The 22,787-nt window shown below is 71.3% G+C and carries 23 protein-coding genes; 11 read left to right on the forward strand and 12 right to left on the reverse strand.

Annotated features, from left to right (window positions below):
• The first annotated feature begins 175 nt into the window (after positions 1 to 175).
• The 6 genes from PIR02_04340 to PIR02_04365 all read left to right on the forward strand — a co-directional run bounded on the left by PIR02_04340 (position 176) and on the right by PIR02_04365 (position 5,646).
• Positions 176 to 529 carry a carboxymuconolactone decarboxylase family protein gene (locus PIR02_04340; GenBank protein WZH37895.1) on the forward strand — a complete coding sequence of 118 codons (354 nt, stop codon included), beginning with the start codon at positions 176 to 178 and terminating at the stop codon, positions 527 to 529.
• Positions 530 to 532: 3 nt separating this feature from the next.
• Positions 533 to 1,819 (forward strand): M20/M25/M40 family metallo-hydrolase, encoded by a 1,287-nt coding sequence (locus tag PIR02_04345; protein WZH37896.1) that lies wholly within the window; start codon positions 533 to 535, stop codon positions 1,817 to 1,819.
• A gap of 267 nt (positions 1,820 to 2,086) precedes the next feature.
• Positions 2,087 to 3,124: an amino acid ABC transporter permease gene (locus PIR02_04350; protein WZH37897.1), complete on the forward strand. Its 1,038-nt coding sequence runs from the start codon at positions 2,087 to 2,089 to the stop codon at positions 3,122 to 3,124.
• Positions 3,121 to 3,903: an amino acid ABC transporter ATP-binding protein gene (locus PIR02_04355; GenBank protein ID WZH37898.1), complete on the forward strand. Its 783-nt coding sequence runs from the start codon at positions 3,121 to 3,123 to the stop codon at positions 3,901 to 3,903. Before PIR02_04350 ends, PIR02_04355 begins: the two co-directional genes overlap by 4 nt.
• A gap of 162 nt (positions 3,904 to 4,065) precedes the next feature.
• Complete coding sequence (locus tag PIR02_04360) at positions 4,066 to 5,046, forward strand: ABC transporter substrate-binding protein (protein ID WZH37899.1); 981 nt, start codon at positions 4,066 to 4,068, stop codon at positions 5,044 to 5,046.
• Between the two features lie 60 nt (positions 5,047 to 5,106).
• Positions 5,107 to 5,646, forward strand: coding sequence for a GNAT family N-acetyltransferase (locus PIR02_04365; GenBank protein WZH37900.1), 540 nt, complete (start codon positions 5,107 to 5,109; stop codon positions 5,644 to 5,646).
• A gap of 141 nt (positions 5,647 to 5,787) precedes the next feature.
• Here PIR02_04365 and PIR02_04370 read toward each other — a convergent pair whose 3' ends face one another.
• On the reverse strand, positions 5,788 to 6,621 hold the full coding sequence (locus tag PIR02_04370) for an NAD(P)H-hydrate dehydratase (GenBank protein WZH37901.1): 834 nt from the start codon (positions 6,619 to 6,621) through the stop codon (positions 5,788 to 5,790).
• Positions 6,605 to 7,324: a histidine phosphatase family protein gene (locus PIR02_04375; GenBank protein ID WZH37902.1), complete on the reverse strand. Its 720-nt coding sequence runs from the start codon at positions 7,322 to 7,324 to the stop codon at positions 6,605 to 6,607. The genes PIR02_04370 and PIR02_04375 overlap by 17 nt, the downstream gene beginning before the upstream one ends.
• Positions 7,325 to 7,482: 158 nt before the next feature.
• Between PIR02_04375 and PIR02_04380 the strand changes: the two genes are divergently transcribed.
• Positions 7,483 to 8,526: a helix-turn-helix transcriptional regulator gene (locus PIR02_04380; GenBank protein WZH37903.1), complete on the forward strand. Its 1,044-nt coding sequence runs from the start codon at positions 7,483 to 7,485 to the stop codon at positions 8,524 to 8,526.
• Between the two features lie 14 nt (positions 8,527 to 8,540).
• Here the strand turns inward: PIR02_04380 and PIR02_04385 are convergent, their stop codons facing one another.
• Positions 8,541 to 8,714, reverse strand: coding sequence for a hypothetical protein (locus tag PIR02_04385; GenBank protein ID WZH37904.1), 174 nt, complete (start codon positions 8,712 to 8,714; stop codon positions 8,541 to 8,543).
• A 297-nt stretch (positions 8,715 to 9,011) separates the two neighbouring features.
• Between PIR02_04385 and PIR02_04390 the strand changes: the two genes are divergently transcribed.
• Positions 9,012 to 10,019, forward strand: a complete 1,008-nt coding sequence (locus PIR02_04390; GenBank protein ID WZH37905.1) for a hypothetical protein — start codon at positions 9,012 to 9,014, stop codon at positions 10,017 to 10,019.
• Here PIR02_04390 and PIR02_04395 read toward each other — a convergent pair.
• Genes PIR02_04395 through PIR02_04430 form a run of 8 tightly spaced genes read right to left on the reverse strand, consistent with a single transcriptional unit; the run spans position 9,953 to position 19,906 of the window.
• The gene (locus PIR02_04395) at positions 9,953 to 11,119 is read right to left on the reverse strand and encodes an LLM class flavin-dependent oxidoreductase (protein ID WZH37906.1); all 1,167 of its coding nucleotides are present in this window, start codon (positions 11,117 to 11,119) and stop codon (positions 9,953 to 9,955) included. The two genes, PIR02_04390 and PIR02_04395, sit on opposite strands and share 67 nt — an antisense overlap.
• Positions 11,116 to 11,985 carry a DUF1684 domain-containing protein gene (locus PIR02_04400; protein ID WZH37907.1) on the reverse strand — a complete coding sequence of 290 codons (870 nt, stop codon included), beginning with the start codon at positions 11,983 to 11,985 and terminating at the stop codon, positions 11,116 to 11,118. The genes PIR02_04395 and PIR02_04400 overlap by 4 nt, the downstream gene beginning before the upstream one ends.
• An 11-nt stretch (positions 11,986 to 11,996) precedes the next feature.
• Entirely contained in the window at positions 11,997 to 13,361 is a 1,365-nt protein-coding gene (locus PIR02_04405; protein WZH37908.1) for an NtaA/DmoA family FMN-dependent monooxygenase, read from the reverse strand.
• A 15-nt stretch (positions 13,362 to 13,376) separates the two neighbouring features.
• Positions 13,377 to 14,579, reverse strand: a complete 1,203-nt coding sequence (locus PIR02_04410) for an LLM class flavin-dependent oxidoreductase (protein ID WZH37909.1) — start codon at positions 14,577 to 14,579, stop codon at positions 13,377 to 13,379.
• A gap of 30 nt (positions 14,580 to 14,609) precedes the next feature.
• A complete protein-coding gene (locus PIR02_04415; GenBank protein WZH37910.1) occupies positions 14,610 to 16,226 on the reverse strand; it encodes an ABC transporter substrate-binding protein in 1,617 nt (538 codons plus the stop codon).
• Between the two features lie 8 nt (positions 16,227 to 16,234).
• Positions 16,235 to 17,878: an ABC transporter ATP-binding protein gene (locus tag PIR02_04420; GenBank protein ID WZH37911.1), complete on the reverse strand. Its 1,644-nt coding sequence runs from the start codon at positions 17,876 to 17,878 to the stop codon at positions 16,235 to 16,237.
• Positions 17,875 to 18,837, reverse strand: coding sequence for an ABC transporter permease (locus PIR02_04425; protein WZH37912.1), 963 nt, complete (start codon positions 18,835 to 18,837; stop codon positions 17,875 to 17,877). The genes PIR02_04420 and PIR02_04425 overlap by 4 nt, the downstream gene beginning before the upstream one ends.
• A 4-nt stretch (positions 18,838 to 18,841) precedes the next feature.
• Positions 18,842 to 19,906, reverse strand: coding sequence for an ABC transporter permease (locus PIR02_04430; GenBank protein ID WZH37913.1), 1,065 nt, complete (start codon positions 19,904 to 19,906; stop codon positions 18,842 to 18,844).
• Between the two features lie 216 nt (positions 19,907 to 20,122).
• Between PIR02_04430 and PIR02_04435 the strand changes: the two genes are divergently transcribed.
• A complete protein-coding gene (locus tag PIR02_04435; GenBank protein WZH37914.1) occupies positions 20,123 to 20,839 on the forward strand; it encodes a GNAT family N-acetyltransferase in 717 nt (238 codons plus the stop codon).
• Positions 20,840 to 20,899: 60 nt separating this feature from the next.
• Here the strand turns inward: PIR02_04435 and PIR02_04440 are convergent, their stop codons facing one another.
• Complete coding sequence (locus tag PIR02_04440; GenBank protein ID WZH37915.1) at positions 20,900 to 21,394, reverse strand: MarR family winged helix-turn-helix transcriptional regulator; 495 nt, start codon at positions 21,392 to 21,394, stop codon at positions 20,900 to 20,902.
• A gap of 115 nt (positions 21,395 to 21,509) precedes the next feature.
• Between PIR02_04440 and PIR02_04445 the strand changes: the two genes are divergently transcribed.
• Both PIR02_04445 and PIR02_04450 read left to right on the forward strand, forming a co-directional pair.
• A complete protein-coding gene (locus PIR02_04445; GenBank protein ID WZH37916.1) occupies positions 21,510 to 22,316 on the forward strand; it encodes an MBL fold metallo-hydrolase in 807 nt (268 codons plus the stop codon).
• On the forward strand, positions 22,307 to 22,720 hold the full coding sequence (locus PIR02_04450; GenBank protein WZH37917.1) for a nuclear transport factor 2 family protein: 414 nt from the start codon (positions 22,307 to 22,309) through the stop codon (positions 22,718 to 22,720). Before PIR02_04445 ends, PIR02_04450 begins: the two co-directional genes overlap by 10 nt.
• Positions 22,721 to 22,787: the final 67 nt, after the last annotated feature.

A 22,787-nucleotide genomic window follows, 5' to 3' on the forward strand; every position in this document is an offset into this window, starting at 1 on the left:
CCGCCCCCTGCCGCACCCCGGGGAGCCGCCACGCCCCGATTTCTCAGGAGTTTCGCCCGGGTCGGGGCGCCGCCCGCACGCGTGTGACCGCGCGTGACGCCCACCGCCGCACGCCGGAGGCCGGTGGTTACGGTGGGGCGAGGCATCCGTCCGCCGTTTTCGACCTGGAGAGCACATGTCCGAGTACTTCGACCGCACCGCCGACAAGACCTACACGAAGGTCTACAAGGCCGAGACGCCCGACATCCTCGCCGCGTTCGCCGCTTTCGATCAGGCCGTGTTCGCCGAAGAGGGACGCGCGATCCCGCTGAAGTACCGCGAGCTCATCGCCCTGGCCGTGGGGATCACCACGCAGTGCGTGTACTGCATCGACGGGCACTCGCAGAACGCCGTGAAGGCCGGGGCCACCGAGGCCGAGCTCGCCGAGGCGGCGTGGGTCGCCACCGCCATCCGGGCCGGCGGTGGCTACGCGCACGGGCGCCTCGCCTTCAAGCTCGGCGCGGACGCCCGCCCCGACCACCAGCACTGACCCGTGCCCGCCGTCTCGGCACTCGAGGCCGAAGCCCTCGAGTTCGTCCGCGCTCTGATCCGCATCGACAGCGTCAACACGGGCGACGCGGCGACCATCGGCGACGGCGAGACACGCGCGGCGCTGTTCGTGCAGGCGCAGCTCGAGGAGGTCGGCTACGAGACGACCCTCGTCGAACCCGTTCCGGGCCGCGCCAGCGTGATCGCGCGGCTGGCGGGGTCGGATCCGGATGCCGGTGCCCTCGTCGCCCACGCCCACCTCGACGTCGTGCCGGTCGAGGTCGAGAACTGGACGTACCCGCCCTTCGGCGCGGAGATCCACGACGGCCTCCTGTACGGCCGCGGGGCTGTGGACATGAAGGACTTCGCGGGGATGCTGCTCGCGGTCGCCCGGGCCTTTCGCCGGGAGGGGATCGTGCCGCGGCGCGACCTCATCTTCGCGTTCTTCGCCGACGAGGAGGCCGGGGGCGTCTGGGGCGCGCGATGGATCGTCCGCAACCGTCCCGAGCTGTTCGCCGGTGCGACCGAGGCGATCAGCGAGGTCGGCGGCTTCTCGCTTCCCCTGCCGGGCGACCGTCGCGCGTATCTCGTCGCGACCGCGGAGAAGGGCGTGACCTCCGCGACCCTGACGGCCCGCGGCCACGCCGCCCACGGCTCACGGCCCACCGCCGACAACGCCGTGGTGCGGCTCGCCCGGGCGGTCGTCGCGATCGGCGAGCACCGCTTCCCCGAGGTGCGCACGGCGACGCTCGAGCGGTTCCTCGACGTCTACGCGCGGGCGGGCGGCGATGTCGACGACCTCGGATTCGCGGCCTCCCTGCTCGACGCGGGGAGGCGCCACACCGTCTCCCCCACCGTGCTCGACGCGGGCGGCAAGACGAACGTCATCCCCTCGTCGGCATCCGCTCGTCTCGACATCCGCATGCTGCCGGGAGACGACGCGACGCTCCGCGCCGAGCTCGAAGCCCTCGTCGGCCCCGACGTCGAGATCGCGTGGGACCGGGCCGTCCCGGCGATCGAGGCGCCCGTCGACGCACCGCTGGTGGGTGTACTCCAGGATGCCGTGACCGCCGAGGATCCTGACGGGACCGTGGTGCCGTACCTTCTCCCGGCCAGCACCGACAACAAGCATCTCTCCGCGCTCGGCATCCGCGGCTACGGCTTCGTGCCCCTGCGCGTGCCCGCCGATTTCGACGTGTTCGGGCAGTTCCACGCGGCCGACGAATGCGTTCCGGTCGAGGCCCTGTACTTCGGCACGCGGGTGACCGCGCGGGTGCTGCGCGAGGCGTGAGCCGGCTCTCAGCACGAGGTGACTGAGCTCGTCGAAGCCCCCGGATGCACCCGCGCACCGGTCCCTTCGACGAGCTCGGCATGCGTCGGGGCGGGGTAGCGCCCGTGGCTTCGCACCACCAGCGTGTTACCCCGCGTGGCGATGCGTTGCGCGGCGTGGCGGAGCGTTGCGACGTGTGAAACGGCGCCTCGCCGACCGCCCGACCCCGACATAGCGTTTCGGTCACCCACCGGCCCGCGCCGGTCCGGAGTCCGAGGAGCATGTCAGATGACCACCACCGTGCCGGCGCCCGCCGCCTCGCCGCAGACCGCCGAGAAGGTCGACCTCGGCACCATCGCCGTCGTCCCCACCCGCCACTGGTGGCGGTGGATCCTCAGTGCCCTGCTGCTGTTCGTCGTCGCGCAGTTCGCCTGGAGTCTCGTCACCAACGACCGCTACATGTGGGGCACGTTCGCGCAGTACTTCTTCTCGGAACCCGTGCTCATCGGTATCGGATACACCCTCGGGCTCACCGCCATCTCGGCGATCGTGGGCTTCGTGCTGGGCACGCTGCTGGCGCTCGGCCGCCTGTCGTCGTCGCCGCTGGCGAGCTCGGCAGCGTGGGGCTACATCTGGTTCTTCCGCTCCGTGCCGCTCGTGGTGCAGATCATCGTCTGGTACAACCTCGGCTACCTGTATCCGACCCTGGGCCTGGGCACCCCGTTCACGACCGACTTCTGGATCGTGGAGTTCCCCACCGTCCAGCTGATCAGCGCGTTCGCCGCGGCGATCCTGGGCCTCGGCCTCCATCAGGCCGCCTACTCGGCGGAGATCATCCGTGGAGGCCTCGTCTCGGTCGACCCCGGCCAGCACGAGGCGGCGGCGGCCCTCGGCATCCCGGCGTCACGCCGCCTGTTCCGCATCATCCTGCCGCAGGCGATGCGCTCGATCGTGCCGAACGCCACCAACGAGGTCATCGGCCTCGTCAAGGGCGCGTCGGTCGTGTTCGTCATCGCGATCCCCGAGCTGTTCTACGCCGTGCAGGTCATCTACAACCGCAACAGCCGCGTGATCCCGCTGCTGCTGGTCGCCGTGGTCTGGTACACCCTGATCACGACGATCCTGAGCATCGCGCAGTACTACATCGAACGGCACTACGCCCGGGGATCCGCGCGGGCCTTGCCCCCGACGCCGGTGCAGCGGGCACGACGGTGGGTGAGGACGCAGTGGGCGCGTCTCGGCGACGCACCACCGGGAGGGACGGATGCCGGGGGCCCGGCATCCATCGCCGACGACACCGCCGCGACGAAGGGGGCCCGAGCATGACCGCCGTCACCGCCACCCGCGGGCTGGTCGAGATCCACAACGTCCACAAGTCGTTCCACGGCGTCGAGGTGCTCTCGGGCATCGACCTGACGGTGGAGCCCGGAGAAGTCGTCGCTCTTCTCGGGCCGAGCGGGTCGGGCAAATCGACGCTGCTGCGCACGATCAACCACCTCGAGACCGTGGATGCCGGTTCGGTCACGGTCGACGGCGAGTTCATCGGCTACGAGCTGCGCCACGGCAGGCTCCACGAGTTGCGCGAGCGCGAGATCCTGCGGCGGCGGACGCAGGTCGGCATCGTGTTCCAGAACTTCCATCTCTTCCCGCACCTGACGGCGCTCGAGAACATCACCGAGGCGCCGCTCGCCCTCAAGCGCGTCACCAAGGAGGCGGCGCGCGAGCAGGCCGTCGCGCTTCTCGAGCGCGTCGGGCTCGCCGAGAAGGCGGACGCCTACCCTCGGCAGCTCTCCGGCGGCCAGCAGCAGCGCGTCGCCATCGCCCGCGCACTCGCGCTGAAGCCGCAGGTGCTGTTGTTCGACGAGCCGACGAGCGCCCTCGACCCCGAGCTCGTCGGCGAAGTGCTCGACGTGATCCGCGACCTCGCGCGCAGCGGCACGACGCTCGTGATCGTCACGCACGAGATCGGATTCGCCCGCGAAGTGGCCGATCGCGTCGTGTTCCTCGACCAGGGACGCATCGTCGAGCAGGGGACGCCAGACGAGGTGTTGAGCCGACCGCAGCATCCGCGCACCAGGGAGTTCCTCGCGAAGGTGCTCGGCTGACACCCCGGCTCCGACACGCGCCCCGCGCCCGGTGGCTTCGACAGGCTCCGCCACCTCCCCCACAACCCGCGCAGCACAGGTCCCTGAGCCCGTCGAAGGAACCGGAACCCCCGCGACGCGTCCCGTCGTCGCAGCATCCCCACCCTCACAAGGAGACACAGCATGGCACTCAGTAAGAAGCAGGGCATCGCGATCGGCGTGATCGCCGCGGCGGTCGTCGCCGTCGTCGGCGTCGGCGTGGCGATCGGCGTGAACCGTCCGGCCGAGGCGGTCGCCGCCCCCGAGCCCTCGGCATCCGCCTCCACCGGCGAGATCGAGTGGGTCCACACCGACGCCATCCCCGACGCGGTCGCGGCCTTGAAGGCCAGCGGCTTCCAGCCGATCGAGCCGGGCAAGCTCACCGTCGCTGTCGGCGCGTTCGTCCCGCCGCTCAGCTACGTGCCCGACGGCGAGACCCTTCCCGCCGGGACGGAGCCGAACGTCGGCTCGCTCATCGCCGAGGGTCTGGGCCTGGAGTACAACCCGGTCGTGGTGGCGTGGGCGGACTGGCCCCTCGGCATCCAGTCGGGCAAGTACGACCTCATCACCTCGAACGTCACCGTGACCGAGGAACGCAAGGAGCTGTACGACTTCGCTAGCTATCGGCAGGACCTGCTCGGCTTCTACGTGCGCTCCGACAGCCCGATCTCGACCATCGAGAAGGCCGATGACATCTCGGGCCTGAAGGTGGTCGTCGGCTCCGGCACCAATCAGGAGAAGGTGCTGCTGAGCTGGAACGACGAGCTCACCGCCGCCGGCAAGGCTCCCGCGGAGCTGCAGTACTACGACGACAACGCCGCGGCGACGCTCGCTCTGCAGTCGGGTCGCGCCGACGCCACCTTCGGCCCCAACGCCACCTCGGCGTGGGCGGCGAAGGAGACGGGCGAGACCAAGCTCGTCGGCATCGTCCCCGGCGGCTGGCCGCTGCAGGCCGACATCGCGGCCGGCACGAAGAAGGGCAACGGCCTCATCGAACCCGTCGAGATCGCGCTCAACGAGCTCATCCGGAATGGAAAGTACGCCGAGGTGTTGAAGGTGTGGAATCTCGAGTCCGAAGGCATCGAGACCTCGCAGATCAACCCGCCCGGACTGCCGAAGTCCTGACCTCGCGCGCGGCCCGGTCCTGCGGGGCCGGGCCGCGTCGTCCCTGATCGAATGGATGCCATGACCACCTCGCTCGCCCCCGACCAGCCGCCGCGCTCCGACGACGCCCTGACCATCCGTCCGGTGGCCCCGGACGAGTACGCCGATGCCGGCCGGGTCACCGCCGAGGCCTATCGCACCAGCTACGAGGGTCTGACGGATGGCTATCTCGCGTCGCTCGCCGACGTGGAAGGCCGCGTCGCCCAGGGCGAGGTGTGGGTGGCCCTCGACGGCGACGAGATCGTCGGCACCGTGTGGGTTCCCCGCCCGGGCGAGCGCCTGTCACCGCTGGCCCGCGAAGGAGAGCTGGACTTCCGGCAGTTGGCCGTCGCGCCCGCGGCCCGCGGGCGCGGGGTCGGAGCCGCCCTCACCCGCCACGTGATCGCCCTCGCGCGCGAGCGCGGCGCGCGGCGTGTCGTCATGAACAGCGGGTCCGAGATGCTCGGCGCGCACGCGCTGTACCTCAAGCTCGGTTTCCGGCGGCTGACCGACCGCGAGCAGCCCGTCGAGGTGGAGCCGGGGCGGTTCCTCGACCTGCGGGCCTTCGCGTACGACCTCTGACCGAGAGCGTCGCCGTCACCGCCGCACCGAAGGGCCCCGACCTGATCCTCGCCGTGCGCGCATCACCCCGGCGGCTTCCGACCCGGCGCGCGAACGGCGGAGCCGGCGCCCGGAGCGGGGCGGGTCGAAGCGCAAGGGAAGTCAGCTGTCGTGAACGACCGCCGTCAGCTCGGTGAGCAGATCGCGCGCGAGGTAGCCGATGCCGACCCGGTCGGTGAGGCGGTCGCCCGCGCGGGCGTGCGTCCACCCTCCCCAGACGGCCGCGCGTTCGGGCTCCATGCCGAGGGCGGCGAACCCCGTGATCGTGCCGGCCAGCACATCCCCGCTTCCCGCGGTGCCCAGCCCGGAGCCTCCCGGCTCGGCCTGCCAGCACCGCCCGTCGGGCGCGGCCACGGTTCCGAAGCAGTGCACGACCGCCGTATAGGTACGAGCGATCTCGGCGATGTCCGCGACGCGATCCTCGCCCAGCTCCTGTCCGAGCAGCAGAGCCGCCTCCTCCTCGTTCGCGTTGATGATGAGGTCGGCGGGGAGCGTGTCACGGTCCACATCGGGCAGGATGCCGAGGGCGAACGCGTCGAGCACGAGCCGGCGCACATCGGCCTCGGCGACCGCGGTGAGCGCGGCGTGCGTGGCATCCGGATCGTCGAAGCCCGGCCCGAGGAGCACCGCGTCGGCGGACTCGATCCCCGACCGCAGGGCGTCGTCGAGCGACTGCGATCCCGCGGGCAGGACGTACACGCCCGCTTCGGGCATCGCCGGACCCAGGTGGGGTGCGATGTCCGCCGGGACGGCGAGGCCCACCCGGCCTGCCCCCACCCGCAGGGCGGCTTCGGCGCACAGCAGCACCGCACCGGGCGACCGTGGCGAGCCCCCGACGACCACGACCTGGCCTCGGGACTTCTTCGAGCCGGTCGGATCGGGCAGTCCCCACTCCCGCAGAAGGGCCAGGGTGACCTGTTCAGGGCCGCGGGGCATCGTCGTCTCCCGAGTGGACCGTGATGTCGGCTCCCTCGCGGGCGAGGTGATCGACGGACGAGAAGGTCTTCAGTTCCCAGCCGGTCCGGGTGCGCACGAGCTCGGTCACCGACGCGTTTCGCACGGTGTTCTTCGCCGCGAAGTCGAGGAGTTCGGCCTCGTCGAGAGGCAGCAGCACCGACAGGACGAGCATGATGACGGCGTCATGAGCCACGACGAGAACCTCCTCCGCCGGCCGCGCGAGGCCGTCGGAGAGGAAGGACCGCAGACGCAGAGAGACATCGGCCCAGGATTCGCCGCCTGGCGGGCGATAGAAGTACTTCCCGAGGTGGCGACGACGCGCCGCCTCGGCGGGATGGAGCTCTTCGACACCGCGGGCGGTCAGAAGGTCCAGGATGCCGAGTTCCCGATCGCGGAGGCGTTCATCGACCACGACCGGCACCGCGGCGCCGTCGAGGGCGAGCGCCAACGTCTGGCGAGCACGGAGGTACGGAGACACCCAGCACTCGTCGACCGACGCTCCCGCCGACCTCCACCAGGAACTCAGCGCTCGCGCCTGCTCCCTTCCCACCTCGGAGAGCCGAACGTCGGCGTCCCGGGTCGACAGGTCGATCGCGAGCGCGCCGGCCCGGTCGGCCGCCGACGCGGCGACGTTGCCCTCGCTCTCCCCGTGCCGCACGAGCCACAGTCGATTCGGTGCCATGTCGTCACCGTACGGCGGATCGCACCCGTCGCGTTCGGGCGTTGACACGCTCGTCGCTTCCGGACAGGACCCTCATTCTCCCGCGTGATTCCGGGCTGGCCAGATGGTCGAGGGCCCCGGTTTGGTGCGGAGCGCGTCGGGGTGGTCCCCTGAAGAACGTGAACCAGACCCACAAGACAGACTTCGGACAGTTCGTCGCGTCCTCCCGCATCGCCGCCGGGCTGACGCAGAAGCAGCTGGCGACGCGCGTGTTCGTGACCGAATCCGCCGTCTCGAAATGGGAGCGCGGCCTCTCGTATCCCGACCTCGCCACGGTGACCCCGCTCGCCCGGGCGCTCGGGGTGAGCGAGGGAGAACTGGTCGTCGCCAGCGAGGACAACCGGAGTCGGCTCGACGCGCAGACGGCCCGGACGCATCGTCGCTGGCATGCGACGCTGACCTGGACGACCCTCGGCCTCTACGCCGCAGCGCTGGTGACGAGCCTCATCGTGAACCTCTCGGTCTCGCACACGCTGTCGTGGTTCTGGATCGTCGCGTCGGCCGTGATGCTCGCGTTCTCGCTCACCACATTGCCGCTCCTGCTGACCGCCCGCGGGGGATGGACCACCCTCGGGGCGGCGGTCGCCTCCCTGGGTCTGCTGTTGGCATCCATCCAGTTCACCGTCGGTGGGACGTTCTTCACCGTCGTCGCGGTGAGCGTGCTGTTCGGGGTGCTCGTCATCTGGGGACCGCTCGCGGTGCGCTCCTTCGCGCCCGGGTGGCTACGCCGTCACGGTGCGCTCGTCTGCGTGATGGCGGACGGGGCGGGACTCGTCGCCATGCTGTGGGTGATCCTGGATGCCACCGGCCACCCCGATGCGTTCATCTCGATCGCGCTGCCGGTGACGGCATGGGGCCTTCTGATCGCCGTAGCCGTGACCGCCGTGCTGCGGTATCTGCCCGTCCGCGGCGAGGTGCGCGCGGCGGTCGCCTGCCTGATCGGCGCTGCGGTCGTGGTGCTGACCGGTCCCGTGGTGACGATGGTGCTCGACGGTGGCCCGCTCACCGTCCCGCCGGCGCGGTGGGGCGTGTGGACCGATGAGACCGTGAACGGGAACGTCTCATCGCTCACCGCGGTCGCGTTGGGAGTGGCGGCGCTCGTCCTGCTCGCGATCGCGGCCGGGCGCTCCGGTCGTCAGCGGGCGACGACGGCGCAGGGCTGACGCGATCGCGGTGCTCAGCCGACCGCGGGCAGGGCTGTGGCGAAGCACCGGGATGCCGGGAACCGCACGTCGGGAGGGAAGACCTCGATCGGGCTGATCTCGTCGCCCATCGCCGCACGCAGACCCACGGCGCGCTCGTCATCCCACTCGACGCGCTCGATCGCCCACGGAGCACTCACCGCCGTCATGCCGCCCGTATCGCCGCGGCGGGCGCAGCGGGCGCGCCCGGGCGAAACGACAGGCAACACGCCCGCTCGGTCAACGAGATCGCGCAGATCGGCCACCCGTTTCGTTTCGATTCAGAACGGCGGGGCGAAGTCAAGCCGCGGCGTGGTTCGGGCGGGGGCCCTACCTTCGTCACCACGGCCCCTCACCGTTTCTCCTCGCTTCACGCCGCAGCCGCCCTCCGAAGGAACGGACCACGGCACCGGGAGTCTCGGGGCGCTCCTGTCCGTCGTCACCCGCGTCACCGCAGAAGGGGTGTCATGCTGCTGCTGTCCCTCGGAGTCGTCGTGACGTCCCTCGCCGCGATGGTCGTCATCATCGGGGCATCCTTCACGCAGCGCCGTGCGTTCGATGCGCGGATCGGCTTCCTTCGTGTCGTCGCGGCATCCGCGGCGATGTCGTCCGGGGCCGGCGTCATGTACGTGATCTGCTCCTCCTACGACGGCGGCCAGGGCGTGGGGGTGGCGCCCGCCACCGCATTGGTCCTCGCCGCCGGGCTCATGTGCGTCGCCGTGTCGATGGTGCGAGAACGTCGAGCTCATTGCGCCGCCGCCGCGACAGCGACCGCGGGGGTCATCGTCGCCCTGGGCTGCGCCCTCCTGTCCGCGCCGGTGGCACTGATCGTGCTGCTGTGGACGCTCGCTCTGCTGTGCGGGGCGTGCGCGGTGCTCACCGTTCACAACGGCGCGTTGCCGGCCCTCCCCGCGGGCCTCCTCGTCGTGGCCATGGGGTTCTACGCCGTCTACTGCGCCGCCCGCGCGCTGACGCTGACGGTGTGGGGCCCCGACACCGCGCTGAGCCAGGCGCTGTTCAGCTTCGCTCCGTCGCTTCTCGCCGCCGTGGCCACGCAGCTGCTCGCCTCGGTCGCCATCGTTCTGGTCATCGTGCCCGCGGCACGGGCCTCGCGGAGGCGGTCGCGCAGCTTGACCACCCTGACGGTCGCCGATCTGGATCTCGTCTCTGCGGCGTACGGTCCCGGACGCGCCCGAGAGCTCGTGGACGAGCTCCGCACCGCGGCTCGGGACCGCGACCCCACATCGGTCGACGTCCGGTACGGGGTCGCCACCTCCCTCCCCGCGGGCCTGGCTGCGCTCACCACTCCCCTCGCGTACGAGTTCGGGTGGCGTCCCGAGGAGATCGCGCTCGTGGTCAGCGACGCCGATGGAGTCTCGCGTCTCGCGACCACGCACCGGTCACCCGCTCAGGACGCCGCGCCCACCAACGGCGTGATGCCGGCCCCGTCTCCCGACTCAGCGACCGCACCGTAAGACGAGAAGGACACCGCTCCGGATGCCGCAGCCTCCGGTCGCGACCCCGCCGGATCGGCACCCGTCCACAGCGTCGTCGGCAGCTCACGGCGCAGCACCGGGATGACCTCCGTCGCGAAACGCTCGAGGATGTCGAGCTGCTGTGCGAAGGGCACCGTCGTCGGCAGACTGATCGACTGCAGGTCGTGGCCGAGCCGTCCGTGGAAGGTCGCGATCTTGTCGATGATCTGCTGTGCGGTGCCCACGAGGGCGGGGCCTTCGGCGACGGCGTGATGGATGTCGCGGAACGGGGTGTTGTTGCCGGGGACGTTGGTCGCGGCGACGATCGCCTCGTACACGGGACCGTACTGCGCGACCGCATCCTGACTCGTGTCGGCCAGGAACAGCGCGCCGGCACCGGCACCGACGTACGCGGTGCGGGGGTCGTGACCGTGGCGAGCGTACTCGTCGCGGTAGTGGTCGACGAGCACGCCGTAGTTCTGCAGCGGCTGGATCGCGTTGGCGCTGAAGAGCGGATCGCCGTGGCGCGCGGCGAGCGCGGCCGAGAACAGCGTCGTGGCCGAGCCGTGCCACACGCGCGGTGGCCCATCGAACGGGCGGGGCAGAGTCGTGGTCGCCCGCAGCTCTCGAGTGAACTCCCCGCCCGGCCAGTCGAGGTTCTCGGTGCGCCAGAGCGCCCGGAGCAGCTCGTACTTCTCGGCGAGCAGCTCCCACTGGTCGTCGATCTCGAGCCCGAACAGCGGGAACTGTGCGACTTCGTTGCCCTTGCCGATCGTCAGCTCGACGCGGCCGCGCGAGAGCTGGTCGATGGTGGCGTAGTCCTCCGCCACACGGACGGGATCGAGCACCGAGAGCACCGTGACTCCCGAGTTCAGACGCACGCGTGACGTCCGCGCCGCGATCGCACCGAGCACCACGGTGGGGGAGGACGACAGGAACCGCCCCGCGTGGCGTTCGCCGACGCTCACCGCATCGAACCCGAGCTCCTCGGCACGGACGGCCGCCTCGACCGTCTCCGCGAAGCGATCGGCCGGACTGACCTGTTCGCCGGTGAGCGGGTTGGCGTAGAACGGGATGATGTCGAGCAGCTGGAACCTCATGCTGCGGCCCCCTCGGGCTCGAGGCCGTTCTCGGTGACGACGCCGTGCGCCCGGGCGAGAGGCGTCTTCTCCCCCGCCTCGATGCCGATCGGCAGCCGGTTCTCGACCGGTGGCAGCGGGCAGGTCGCGAAGTCGGTGTAGGCGCACGGGAGGTTGACGGCGCGGTTGAAGTCCACGACCGTCCGGCCCTCGGCATCCGGTTCCGCCACCGACAGCGACCTGTTCGCGGCGTAGGTCGTGAGGCCGCTCGTGGCGTCGGTGAACAGGACGTTCAGCGTGCCGGGCACGTGCCCCGGGAAAGCGACGAGACGGAAGGTCTCGCCCCGCAGCTCGAACTCGAGGTACCCGGGCGACTCGTACACGTGCGAGAGACCGTCGACCGCGGCTCCCACCTCGTGGGACCGGGGTGTGGCGTAGCGGGTGAACCGCGCCTCCACCCGCCACCGCGGGTTGGGGACGTACGTGGGCGTACCCGCGTACGACCGGAGGAAGGGGAAATCGGGCCGACGGGGGCGGAGGATGTCGCGGCCCCCGCGGCGCGCCACCTCGATCACGCCCCCGTCGAACCCGACGGTCACTCCCCCGCGCTCGGGGATGGGCCCGAACGCGTGGCGGCCCGAGACCTCGGCGCCCTCGACACGGAGAGACTCGCCCGTCGCGAGCTCGACGACCGGGCCGTCGTCAGAGGTCCGCCACCGACCGGGGATGCCCGGGAAGGGCTGCTCCGCCTCCGGGAGCCAGAACAGCGCCGTCACCGCGAGGAAGCCGTGCGGGTCGGCGCGCCGCTTCTCGTGTGCGCGATGCCAGTCCTCCCAGTCGCGGGCGAACTGCGCGCGGTCGAGGGTGGGGGTCGTCGCGATGCTCATGGTCCGCCGCCTCAGTGGGTCGAAGCCAGGTGGGTCGCGGCATCCGGCAGGGGGAGGCCCAGATTGTCGCGCAGCGTGGAACCGGAGTACTCGGTACGCAGCGATCCGCGCTCCTGCAGCAGGGGAACCACGCGGTCGACGAACTCGTCGAGGCCCGACGGCACGACGTGCGAGCCGAGCACGACGCCGTCGGCGCCGCCCTCCTGCACGAAGGTGTCGAGCTGGTCGGCGACCTGCTCGGGCGTGCCGACGTAGCCCGGGCCGCGGGCGACCTCGTGCGCGAGGCCGCGGAGAGTGAGACCGCGCTGCTCGGCGAGCTCGCGCCACGTGCGCACGGTCTGGAAACGATCCTGGAAGATGAACGCGCGCCCCTGGATGAAGGTCGGGGCCTCGGGGTCGGGATCGATGTCGGGCACGGGTCCGTCGAGGTCGTAGCCCGAGAGGTCGCGATTCCACACCTGCTCGAAGGTCACCTGGATCGTGCGGTCGCTGAGCTGCTGCTCGAGGATGTGCCGCGCCTTCTCCTCCGCCTCTTCGCGGGTATCGCCGAGCACGAACCCGGCCGACGGAAGGATCTTCACGTGCTCGGGGTCGCGCCCGAACTTCACGGCCCGCTCGGCGATGTCGGCCGAGAACGCCTTGCCCTCGGCGAGCTTCGAGTACGGCGAGAAGATGACGTCAGCGGTGGATGCCGCGAAGTCTCGGCCCTGCGGAGACACCCCGGCCTGCACGATGACGGGGCGGCCCTGCGGACTCCGGGGCACGGTGAAGCGGCCCTCGATGTCGAACTGACTGCCGTGGTGGGAGAACTCCCCCGCCCGACCGTCGCGGAGGAAGACGCCGGAGTCCTTGTCGGCGGCGATGGCGTCGGCGGCCCACGAGTCCCAGAGCTCGCGCACGGTCGCCACGGTCTCCTCGGCGCGGACGTAACGCTCGGCGTGCGGCAGGAAGCCGCCGCGACGGAAGTTCGCTCCCGTGTACGCGTCGAACGAGGTCACGACGTTCCAGCCGGCACGTCCGCCCGAGAGGTGATCGAGGCTGGCGATCTGGCGGGCGAGTTCGTACGGCTCGTTGAACGTGGCGTTCAGGGTGCCGACGAGACCGAGATGCTCGGTGACGGCGGCGATCGCAGCCAGCACCGGCAGGGTGTCGGGGCGTCCCGCGATGTCGTGGTCGAAGATGCGACCGTCGCGGGCGCGGAGCGCGAGCCCCTCGGCGAGGAAGAAGTAGTCGAAACGCCCGCGTTCGGCGGTCTGCGCGACGTGGCGGAAGGTCGAGAAGTCGATCTGGCTCCCGGCATCCGGGTGTTCCCAGGCGGTGTGCTCGTTGACGCCGCCCACGTAGGCGGCGAGGATGATCTGCTTGCGCGTGGTCATGGTGGTTTCGTCCTCTCAGGCGACCGGGGTGGCGTAGCGGCTGGGGAAGCCCTCGGGCAGGCCGAGGCGGCCGCGGAGGGTCGTGCGCGTCGTGGGCTCGATGAGACCGCGACGACGCAGCTCGGGCGCGAGGTCGTCGGCGATACGGGGGAGATCGTCGGTCGCAACGCCCGGGCGGAGCCGCACCCCGGCGAATCCGGCGGCGGCGAGGTCGTCGACGACGTCGGCGACGGTGGATGCCGAGCCCGCGACGATCCGCGCATCGGAGGCGAGCGGCCGGCCGAGGGCGTCGAGGCGTGCGAGGCGGTCGGGTCCCGTCTCGCCGCCGGGGGTGTCGATCAGCACGACGAGATCGGCGATGACGCGCAGCGGCTCGCCCTCGCGAGCGACCACGCGCTCCGCCTCGCGCACCTCGTCGAGGATCGCCCGTGCGTGCACGGCGTCCGCAGGCGTGACGAAGACGACGTCGGCGGCGCGCGCGGCCAGCCGATACGGCACCGCGGCGTGCGCCAGGGCGGCGACGACCGGCTGCCCCTGCGGTGGACGTGGGGTGATGGAGGGTCCGCGCACCGAGAAGAAGCGGCCCTCGAAGTCGATGGCGTGCACCTTGTCGGCATCCAGGAAACGGTCGGTCGCGGCATCGCGGATCTCCGCGTCGTCCTCCCAGCTGTCCCAGAGCCGGCGGATCACCTCGACGGCGTCGGCGGCTTCCTCGAACGCGTCGTCGACGAACGCGCGGAACGCCGGGTCGTCGACCAGGACATCACCCGGGTGCGCCCGTCGGCCCACGTGGGCCGCTTCGTCGGCGCGCGCCGAGACCTTCACCTGGACCCCCGCGCGCCCCTCGCTGACGTAGTCGAGCGTGGCGATGGCCTTCGACACGTGGAACGGCTCGGTGTGGGTCACGGTCGCGACCGGGATGAGGCCGATGCGCGAGGTCGAAGGCGCCACGCGCGAGGCGATGAGCACCGCGTCGAGGCGTCCGCGCACCTCGTCGGTGCGCTCATCACCGACGAGGAATCGCTCGGACTGCAGCGCGAGCGAGTCCTCGATCGTGGCGAAGTCGAGCGTCGCCCGTTCGGCGGTCGCGACGAGATCGACCCAGTAGGCGGCCGTGAAGAGGTCGGCCGGGTGCGAAGAGGGCTCGCGCCACGCGGAGGGGTGCCACCCCGCGCCGTCGAGGGCGACGCCGAGGGAAAAGGGGTGTGGGGTGCTCATGAACTGCTCCTTCGTAGGTCGGTGTAGCGATCAGTCGTTCTTCCAGGCGGCCACGAGCGAGTCCAGGCGCGAGTCGGCGCCGAGCGTCACGGCGTGCACCGCGTCTCGCGTCCCGAGGATCGAGGTGAGCTCGTGCACCGGGATCTGGTACACCTGGCTCGCGATGCGCGCCTGCGCCTCGGCGAGCACCGCGTCGCGGGCCGCGGGATCGCTCGACGACAACTGCTCCTGCAGCAGCGCCTCCAGCGTCGGGTCGTCGATGCGATAGCGGGTCGTGGCCTTCGAGAAGGTCGTGCGGAGCGCGTCACCGTCGGCGCGGGAGAGGTTCCCCCACACGAGGTCGAAGTCGCCGTTCTTCTGCGCCTCGAGGAAGTCGGGCACCGGACCGCTCTGCAGCTGGATATCGACGCCCACGGCCTTGAGCTGCTGCTGGATGAGCTCGAGCGACGTCTGGTTGGGTCCGAAGTTGGTGATCCACCACAGCTTCAGGTGAAGCTTCTGGCCGTCCTTCTCGCGGATGCCGTCGGCTCCGCTCTTCCACCCGGCACCGTCCAGCAGCGCCGCAGCGCGATCGGGGTCGTACCCGAACGCGGCGCTCTCGTCGGCGTATCCCGGAGTGGTCGCGGCGAGCGCGCTCGTGGCGACGGCGAAGTAGTCGTTCAGGGCGGTGTCGCGCACGGTCTGCGCATCGACGGCCGCCGCGATCGCCTGACGGACGGCGAGATCGGCGACGACCGGGTGCGAGAGGTTGAACGACAGTCCGAAGGTGATGCCCGGGTTGCCCCGCGACACGAGCGGGTAGCCGGCCTGCTCGAGCGAGGCCACGTCATTGGGCTGCACACTGCCGGCGACGTCGACCTGGTCGGAGGTCAGGCTGCCGGTGCGCACGCTCGCCTCGGGGACGATCTGGAACGTGACGGTGTCGAGGCGGGCGCGGCCGTCGTTGCCGAGAGCTGCGGGGCCCCAGGCGTAGTCGTCGCGAGCCGTCAGCACCGTCGCCGTGTCCTTCGTGTAGGACGTCAACACGAACGGGCCTGTGCCGACCACCGCTGTGCCGTCGGCGCGCTGGTCGTAGGGGACGGCGAGGGTGGCGTCGCCGACGATGCCGAGGGCCACCGCGGCGGTCGAGTTGGGGAAGGCCGCGTTCGGGCTCGAGAAGCGCACGCGGGCGGTGTGCTCGTCGACCACATCGGTGCCGGCGTACCCCACGAAGTTGCTGACGGCCTGGCTGAGCGCCCCCGCGGCGACGATGTCGTCGAAGGTCGCCTTGACGTTCGCGGCGGTGAAGGGCGTGCCGTCGGAGAAGGTGACGTCGTCACGGAGCGTGAAGGTGAACTCCGTCGCGTCCGCGTTCGCGGTGTACGAGGTCGCGAGCCACGGGTCGAGGGCGCCCGTCTCGGGGTTCTGGTACAGCAGGGAGTCGACCAGTTGCCGGGTCACGTAGAGGGTGTCGTTGCCCGAGCCGGTGCTCGAGGGGTTGAGCGAGATCGGGTCGTTCGCGATGGCGAACGTGAGGTCGCCCCCCTGGACGGGGGTCGCGGATGCCGCGTCGTCACCGGGGGCGGCGGCGGTGTTCGCGCACGCCGAGAGGGCGAGGGCGGCGGTCACGGCGAGAGCCGCCACGAAGGTACTGCGTCGGGTGGTCATGGTGCTCCTCAGACGGAAAGGGTGGGGATGGCGCGACCCGGAATGGCATCCAGGAGCGCCCGGGTGTAGGCGTGGGCGGGGTGGTCGAAGACGCGATCGGCGTCACCGACCTCGACGAGTCGCCCGCGGCGCATCACGCCGACGGTGTGGGCGATCTGACGCACCACGGCGAGGTCGTGCGAGATGAAGAGGTAGCTCAGGCCCCTTTCGCGCTGGATGTCGGCGAGAAGGGTCAGGATCTGGTGCTGGATCGACACGTCGAGCGCCGAGACGGGCTCGTCCAGCACGAGCAGCTCCGGCTCGATCGAGAGGGCGCGGGCGATGGCGACGCGCTGTCGCTGCCCGCCCGAGAGGTCGGCAGGACGCCGCCGCAAGGCCGCGGCGGGGAGGGCCACCAGGTCGAGGAGTTCGGCGGCGCGAGCGCGGCGCTCGCTCCGCGATCCGATGCCGAACGCGCGGAGAGGGTCGGTGACGATCGTCTCGACGCTCCACCGCGGATTCAGCGCGGCGTAGGGGTTCTGCTGCACGAGTTGCACGCGGCGGCGCAGCTCCCGCAGCGGCCGACCCGACACCGCGGTGACCTCGACGCCGTCGAGACGCACGCGCCCGGCGGTGGGATCGGTCAGGCGCAACGCGAGCCGCGCGGTCGTGGTCTTGCCCGACCCCGACTCACCGACGAGGGCGAGCGTGCGTCCGCGGTCGAGACGGAAGCTCACGCCGTCGACCGCCCGCTGCACCGCGCGTCCGCCCGGGAGGACGAACTCCTTCACGAGATTCTCGACCTCGAGCACGGGGGATGCCGCGTCGACCGGCTCGCGCACCGTCACCGTCGCGCGAGGCTCTGCCGTGGCATCCCGCTCCCCGTCGACGTTCAGGCTCGGCGCCGCCGCGATCAGGCGACGGGTGTACGGATGCCGGGGAGAACCGAGCACGTGGACGGGAGTGCCCTGCTCGACGATGCGTCCGTCGGTCATGACGACGATGCGGTCGGCGCGATCGGCCGCGACACCGAGGTCGTGAGTGATCAGCAGAAGGCTCGCCCCGCGTTCGCGCTTGAGGGCGTCGAGATGGTCGAGGATCTGCCGCTGCACCGTGACGTCGAGCGCGCTGGTCGGCTCGTCCGCGATGATCAGGGGCGGATCGCCGATGATGGCGATCGCGATGAGCACGCGCTGACGCATTCCGCCGGACAGCTCGTGCGGGTACTGCCGAGCCCGCACGGCCGCGTCGGGAAGACCGGCGCGCTCGAGGGCCTCGATGGCGCGATCGAAGGCCGTGCGCCGGTCAGCCAGGCCGTGTACGCGCAGCACCTCGGCGACCTGGTCACCGATGCGCACGACGGGGTTGAGGCTGACGGTGGGGTCCTGCGGGACGAAGCCGATGCGGCGCCCGCGCACGGCGCGGAGCTCGCGGTCGGATGCCGCGACGAGATCGCGGCCCTCGAAGCGCACCGTCCCCGCGCTCACGCGTGCCGCGGTCGGCAGCAGCCGGATGATCGCGTGCACGGTCGTGGACTTCCCCGAACCGGACTCCCCCACGATGGCGACGGTCTCGCCCGCGGCGACGGACAGGCTCACCTCGCGCACGGCCTCGATCTCACCGCGCGGGGTGCGGTAGGCGACGGCGAGGCCATCGATGTCGAGCAGGCTCATCGGCGCGCCCGCCCTTCGCCGTCGAGGCCGCGGGAGAGCCGGTTGGCGGCGAGCACCGTCACCGCGATGGTCAGACCCGGGAGGGCCGTGAGCCACCACGCGGTACGCAGGTAGTCGCGCCCACCCGACACCAGCGCGCCCCACTCGGGAGCCGGCGGCGGCGCACCGTAGCCGAGGAAGCTCAGTGCCGAGACGGCCAGGATCGCCGTGCCGAACTCGAGCACCGCGAGCACGACGACAGGGGCGATGGAGTTGGGCAGCACGTGCCTCAGCAGCACCGAGGTCCAGCCGTTGCCGGAGGCGCGGGCGGCCTCGATGTACGGCGCGGTGCGCACCCGCAGCACCTCCGACCGCAGCACGCGGGCGACCGAGGCGACGCTCGCGATTCCCACGGCGATCGCCACGTTGACGGTGCCGAACCCGAGGGCCGTGATGATCGCGAGCGACAGCAGCAGCCCCGGGATCGCCAGCAGCACGTCGGCGACGCGCATGAGCACGGCATCCGTCCGTCCGCCCACGAACCCGCTGATCAGACCGATCACCGACCCCGCGACGACACCGACACCGACGGCGATGGCGGCGGCCGAGACGGTCAGGGCGGTGCCGTGCACGACGCGGGTGTAGAGGTCGCGGCCGAGCTGGTCGGTGCCGAACCAGTGCGCCCCCGACGGCGGCTGCAGGTTGTCGGCCGGTGTCCCGCCGAGGGGATCACCGGGAGCGAGCAGCGTCGGCCAGGCAGCGGCGACCACAACGATCACCAGCCACGCGAGCGAGACGACGACGAGGGGGCGGCGCCACACGGCGGGCACACGCCGGACACCGGATGCCGCCGGCCCGGCGCCGCGCGCGATCACCGCGTCGTCGAACCTGTCGGCGGCGGTGGCGGCGAACGCGTCCACGGCGGACGTGTCGGTGGAGCGCTGCGTGCGGTCGGGGATCAGGGCGACGGTCTCGGACATGGGGTCACCGTCCTTCCGAGGAGACGGGAGTGGTGGAGGCATCGATCGGTTCGCGCGGCGTCGCGTCGGCGGCATCCGCGATCCGTCGGCGGGAGCGCCGCGCGGACCCTCCGCTCAGGACGATCCGCGGGTCCAACAGCGGGTAGACGAGGTCGACGGCGAGCGTGGTCAGCACGAAGACCGCGGCGGCGAAGAGCACGACGCCCTGCACGACGGGGACGTCCTGCTGCTGCACCGCGAGCGCGGTGACCCGGCCGATGCCGGGACGGGAGAACACCGTCTCGGTGACGACCGTCCCGGAGAGCAGCTGACCGACGACCAGTCCCGTGACCGTGAGCGCCGGCAGCGCGGCGTTGCGCAGCGCGTGCCGCAGGTGCACGCGCACACGGCCCGCGCCCTTCGCAAAGGCGGTGTCGATGTAGGGCTCGCCGAGCGAGGTCGCCAAGCTCTTGGACAGCAGCTGCGCGATCGCCGCGCTCGTCGGGACCGCGAGGGTGATCGCGGGAAGAACGAGCGAGGCGAAGCCCTTGTCGCCCATCGCGGGAAACAGCGGCAGCTGGAACGAGAACCACTGGATCAGCACCAGCCCGAGCCAGAACGAGGGCACGGCGACCCCCAGCGGCGGAAGCCCGAGCAGGAAGGCCGACAGCCGTCGCGAGCGGGTCAGGGTGGCCACGATCGCGATCCCGGCACCGAGCAGCACGGCCACGACGAGCGCCAGACCGGCCAGTTGTGCGGTCGGCGGGACCGCCTCGCCGATGACGTCGACGACGGGGCGGCCCGTCGAGATCGACGCACCGAGATCGCCCGACAGGATGCCGCGCAGGTGCAGCAGGTACTGCACCCACAGCGGCTGATCGAGGCCGTAGCGCTGGCGCAGGGCGTCGAGCTGCGCCGGCGAGATGTCGGTGGCGTCGCCTCCGGCCAGCAGGGCGACGGGGTCGCTCGGCAGCGCGTACAGCACGAGGAACGACAGCGTGTACGCCGCCCACAGCACGAGGACGGCCTGGCCCAGTCGAGCGACGACGTAGCGCACGAGGAGGGCGCGAGCCGCGGGGATGGGGCTCATGCGGGGGTCCTCTCTTCCTCTCCGGGGCGGCGGCTCGACCGTGGTCGTCGATGCCGTGGACCGAGGATGCGACCGCGGAGGGGGCGGATGCGAGCGACACGAAACGCGGTGTCGTGGATCGTCATCGACCGACGTTCGTCTTCATTCGCCGTCACAAACCAGCGCGACGGGTCTGCCCCGGTTGCTCGCGCGCGCGATGCGGCGCAGAGTTACCCGGTGACCTCCCCCTCGACCCTCGACACCCCGCACGCCGACGCCACCGTCCTCGACAACGCCGCGTGGCATTCGCTCGCCGGCCCCCACGCCTCGTTCGCGATCGGCGGCGACCTCGTACGCCGCTATCCCGAAGACGTCGCGCCGTTCGTCGCGGTGCGCACGTGGGACGAACCCGGCGTCTGGGACGCGTTGCGCGACCTCGTCGGCCCGGGCGCCGACGTGGGCCTGTCGGGCTACGACGGCGAGATCCCCGCGGGATGGGAGTACGTCGGCGGCGGCGAGGGCGTGCAGCTCGTCGAGACCCCGGCGCTGCAGACGCGACCCGACGACGAGGCGATCGAACTGGATGCCGATGACGCGGCCGAGATGATCGCGATCGTCGAACGCAACCAGCCCGGCCCGTTCCGGCCCCGGACGTACGAGCTGGGCCGATACATCGGCATCCGTCGAGAAGGTCGGCTCGTCGCCATGGCCGGTGAGCGTCTCCACCCCGCGGGATGGACCGAGATCAGCGCGGTCGCGGTGGATGCCGACCACCGTCGCCAGGGCCTCGCCTCACGCCTCGTGCTCGACGTCGCCTTCCACATCCAGCAGCGCGGCGATCGCGCGCTCCTGCACGCGGCGGCGACCAACGTCGGCGCGATCGCGGCGTACGAGCGGCTCGGTTTCGCCCTGCGGCGACGCAACCGCTTCGCGTCGGTGCGCACCCCCGCGTGAGCCCCGTCGCCGCGCCGGTGACGTCGGGAGAGGTCGTCGATGAGGGCGCGCTGAGGCCCATCAGGGCATGACGGGGAGCGCGGCCGATGCCGTCTTGCTCAATGCGCGGACGGCGGCGGCGAACGTCTGATCGCTCCCCTCGGGAAGCGCATCGATCAGGAACGTCTGGATGTTCCGCGCGTGCACGGCGCTCGCCTCCCGCACGGTCCGCTCACCGAGGGGCGTCAGGCGCACGAGCTGCACCCGGCCGTCCTCCTCCGATGCGCGGCGTTCGACCAGTCCCTGCTCGACGCCGCGGTGCACCAGACGCGTCGCGCCGCCCGAGGTCACGACCTTGGCCTGGGCGATGTCCTTGAGCGAGACGCCCGTGTCACCGCCGCGGGCGACGATGAGGAGCAGTTCGAAGATCGGGTGCGTGAGGCCCGTGGCGTCCTCGAGCTCCTTCGCGAGCAGGTACTCGAACCCGTTCGCCGCAGCCAGCAGGCGCCCGAAGAGCAGGATGCGGGGGTCGTAGGCCGCATCCACGGCGGAGGCGAAGGGGGTCGGGGCGGACATCCTCACAGCGTAGAGGCGGCTGTCGAAAAAGTTCGGGCGCTCGGGAATAGCTGACTGCTCAGCTAATGTTCTTCCTGATGCGCCGCGATCGCGGCATCGCTCGGAAGGAAAACCCATGGCTCTGGACTTCACCGTTCTCGATCTCGACTTCCCCTCGGGGTCGAAGAACAAGACCGCCACCCTCGTCACCGGCGAGACCGAGGCCGTCCTCGTCGACGCCGGCTTCACCCGCGCCGACGGGCACCGCCTCGTCGCCGCGGTGCTCGACTCCGGCAAGAAGCTGACGACCGTCTTCGTCAGCCACGCCGACCCCGACTACTACTTCGGCCTCGAGGCCCTCGCCGACGCGTTCCCGGATGCCGCGATCGTGGCGACCCCGATCGTCATCGACCACATCCAGCACTCGTTCGAGGGCAAGCTGAAGGCCTGGGCCGCTCTCGGCACCAACCTCCCCACGCGTCTCGTGGAGATCTCGCCGCTGACCGAGAACGCCCTCGTCGTTGACGGCGAGCGCCTCGAACTGCGCGGCGGGTCGGAGATCCTGCCCGACCGCCAGTACCTGTGGAATGCGGAGCACCGCGCGATCCTCGGCGGCGTCCTGCTCTTCCAGCAGGAGCACGTGTGGACGGCCGACACCGCCACCCCCGAGAAGCGCGCCGCGTGGATCGACCTGCTCGACGAGATGGATACCTTGCAGCCCGCCTTCGTCGTGCCCGGCCACCGCCTGCCCGACACCGCGACCGACGCGAGTGCGATCGCCTACACCCGCGACTACCTGCGCGCGTTCGAGCAGATCCTCGGCGAGTCCGCCGACGGCGCGACCGTGACCGCGACCCTCATCGAGCGGTACCCTTCGGCGGGAATGCTGATCGCCGCTCAGATCGGCCCGAAGGTCGCCACGGGAGAGATGTCATGGGGCTGAGCGAGAACACCGTGTCAGAGGCACCGCGCGACGTCGTCCGCCGTCAGTACCTCGCCTCCGCGGCGGGCGACCTCGAGGCGCTGCGCGCGACGCTCGCGCCCGACGTCGAGTGGACCGAGATGGCGGGCTTCCCCCTCGGCGGCACCTACCGCACCCCCGAGGGCGTGACCTCCAACGTCATGGAGCGCCTGGGGCAGGAATGGGAGCGCTGGACCGCCCACGACGACACCTACGTCGTCGACGGCGAGAACGTCGTCGTCCTGGCCCGGTACACCGCCACCCACCGCACGACCGGCAAGGCGCTCGCGGTCCGCGTCGCGCACCACTTCGTCGTTCGCGGCGGACTCATCGTGCGTTTCGAACAGTTCGTCGACACCGCGCTGGTCCGCGACGCCGCCGAATGAGGCGACGACGCGCGCGGCGAACCGGCCTCGCGCGTCGTCGCGTCGGCGACTTCGTCGTCACGCACGG

It is taken from the genome of Microbacterium enclense, assembly GCA_038182865.1.
GTDB lineage: Bacteria > Actinomycetota > Actinomycetes > Actinomycetales > Microbacteriaceae > Microbacterium > Microbacterium enclense_B.

What these genes read in the sequence shown, in the direction of transcription:
- PIR02_04355 (WZH37898.1), top strand. Translation starts at nt 3,121, where the DNA reads ATGACCGCCGTCACCGCCACCCGCGGGCTGGTCGAGATCCACAACGTC.
- PIR02_04410 (WZH37909.1), bottom strand. Translation starts at nt 14,579, where the DNA reads ATGAGCACCCCACACCCCTTTTCCCTCGGCGTCGCCCTCGACGGCGCG.
- PIR02_04405 (WZH37908.1), bottom strand. Translation starts at nt 13,361, where the DNA reads ATGACCACGCGCAAGCAGATCATCCTCGCCGCCTACGTGGGCGGCGTC.
- PIR02_04430 (WZH37913.1), bottom strand. Translation starts at nt 19,906, where the DNA reads ATGAGCCCCATCCCCGCGGCTCGCGCCCTCCTCGTGCGCTACGTCGTC.
- PIR02_04415 (WZH37910.1), bottom strand. Translation starts at nt 16,226, where the DNA reads ATGACCACCCGACGCAGTACCTTCGTGGCGGCTCTCGCCGTGACCGCC.
- PIR02_04450 (WZH37917.1), top strand. Translation starts at nt 22,307, where the DNA reads ATGGGGCTGAGCGAGAACACCGTGTCAGAGGCACCGCGCGACGTCGTC.
- PIR02_04425 (WZH37912.1), bottom strand. Translation starts at nt 18,837, where the DNA reads ATGTCCGAGACCGTCGCCCTGATCCCCGACCGCACGCAGCGCTCCACC.
- PIR02_04385 (WZH37904.1), bottom strand. Translation starts at nt 8,714, where the DNA reads ATGACGGCGGTGAGTGCTCCGTGGGCGATCGAGCGCGTCGAGTGGGAT.
- PIR02_04350 (WZH37897.1), top strand. Translation starts at nt 2,087, where the DNA reads ATGACCACCACCGTGCCGGCGCCCGCCGCCTCGCCGCAGACCGCCGAG.
- PIR02_04340 (WZH37895.1), top strand. Translation starts at nt 176, where the DNA reads ATGTCCGAGTACTTCGACCGCACCGCCGACAAGACCTACACGAAGGTC.
- PIR02_04420 (WZH37911.1), bottom strand. Translation starts at nt 17,878, where the DNA reads ATGAGCCTGCTCGACATCGATGGCCTCGCCGTCGCCTACCGCACCCCG.
- PIR02_04400 (WZH37907.1), bottom strand. Translation starts at nt 11,985, where the DNA reads ATGAGCATCGCGACGACCCCCACCCTCGACCGCGCGCAGTTCGCCCGC.
- PIR02_04365 (WZH37900.1), top strand. Translation starts at nt 5,107, where the DNA reads ATGACCACCTCGCTCGCCCCCGACCAGCCGCCGCGCTCCGACGACGCC.
- PIR02_04370 (WZH37901.1), bottom strand. Translation starts at nt 6,621, where the DNA reads ATGCCCCGCGGCCCTGAACAGGTCACCCTGGCCCTTCTGCGGGAGTGG.
- PIR02_04360 (WZH37899.1), top strand. Translation starts at nt 4,066, where the DNA reads ATGGCACTCAGTAAGAAGCAGGGCATCGCGATCGGCGTGATCGCCGCG.
- PIR02_04375 (WZH37902.1), bottom strand. Translation starts at nt 7,324, where the DNA reads ATGGCACCGAATCGACTGTGGCTCGTGCGGCACGGGGAGAGCGAGGGC.
- PIR02_04390 (WZH37905.1), top strand. Translation starts at nt 9,012, where the DNA reads ATGCTGCTGCTGTCCCTCGGAGTCGTCGTGACGTCCCTCGCCGCGATG.
- PIR02_04445 (WZH37916.1), top strand. Translation starts at nt 21,510, where the DNA reads ATGGCTCTGGACTTCACCGTTCTCGATCTCGACTTCCCCTCGGGGTCG.
- PIR02_04440 (WZH37915.1), bottom strand. Translation starts at nt 21,394, where the DNA reads ATGTCCGCCCCGACCCCCTTCGCCTCCGCCGTGGATGCGGCCTACGAC.
- PIR02_04395 (WZH37906.1), bottom strand. Translation starts at nt 11,119, where the DNA reads ATGAGGTTCCAGCTGCTCGACATCATCCCGTTCTACGCCAACCCGCTC.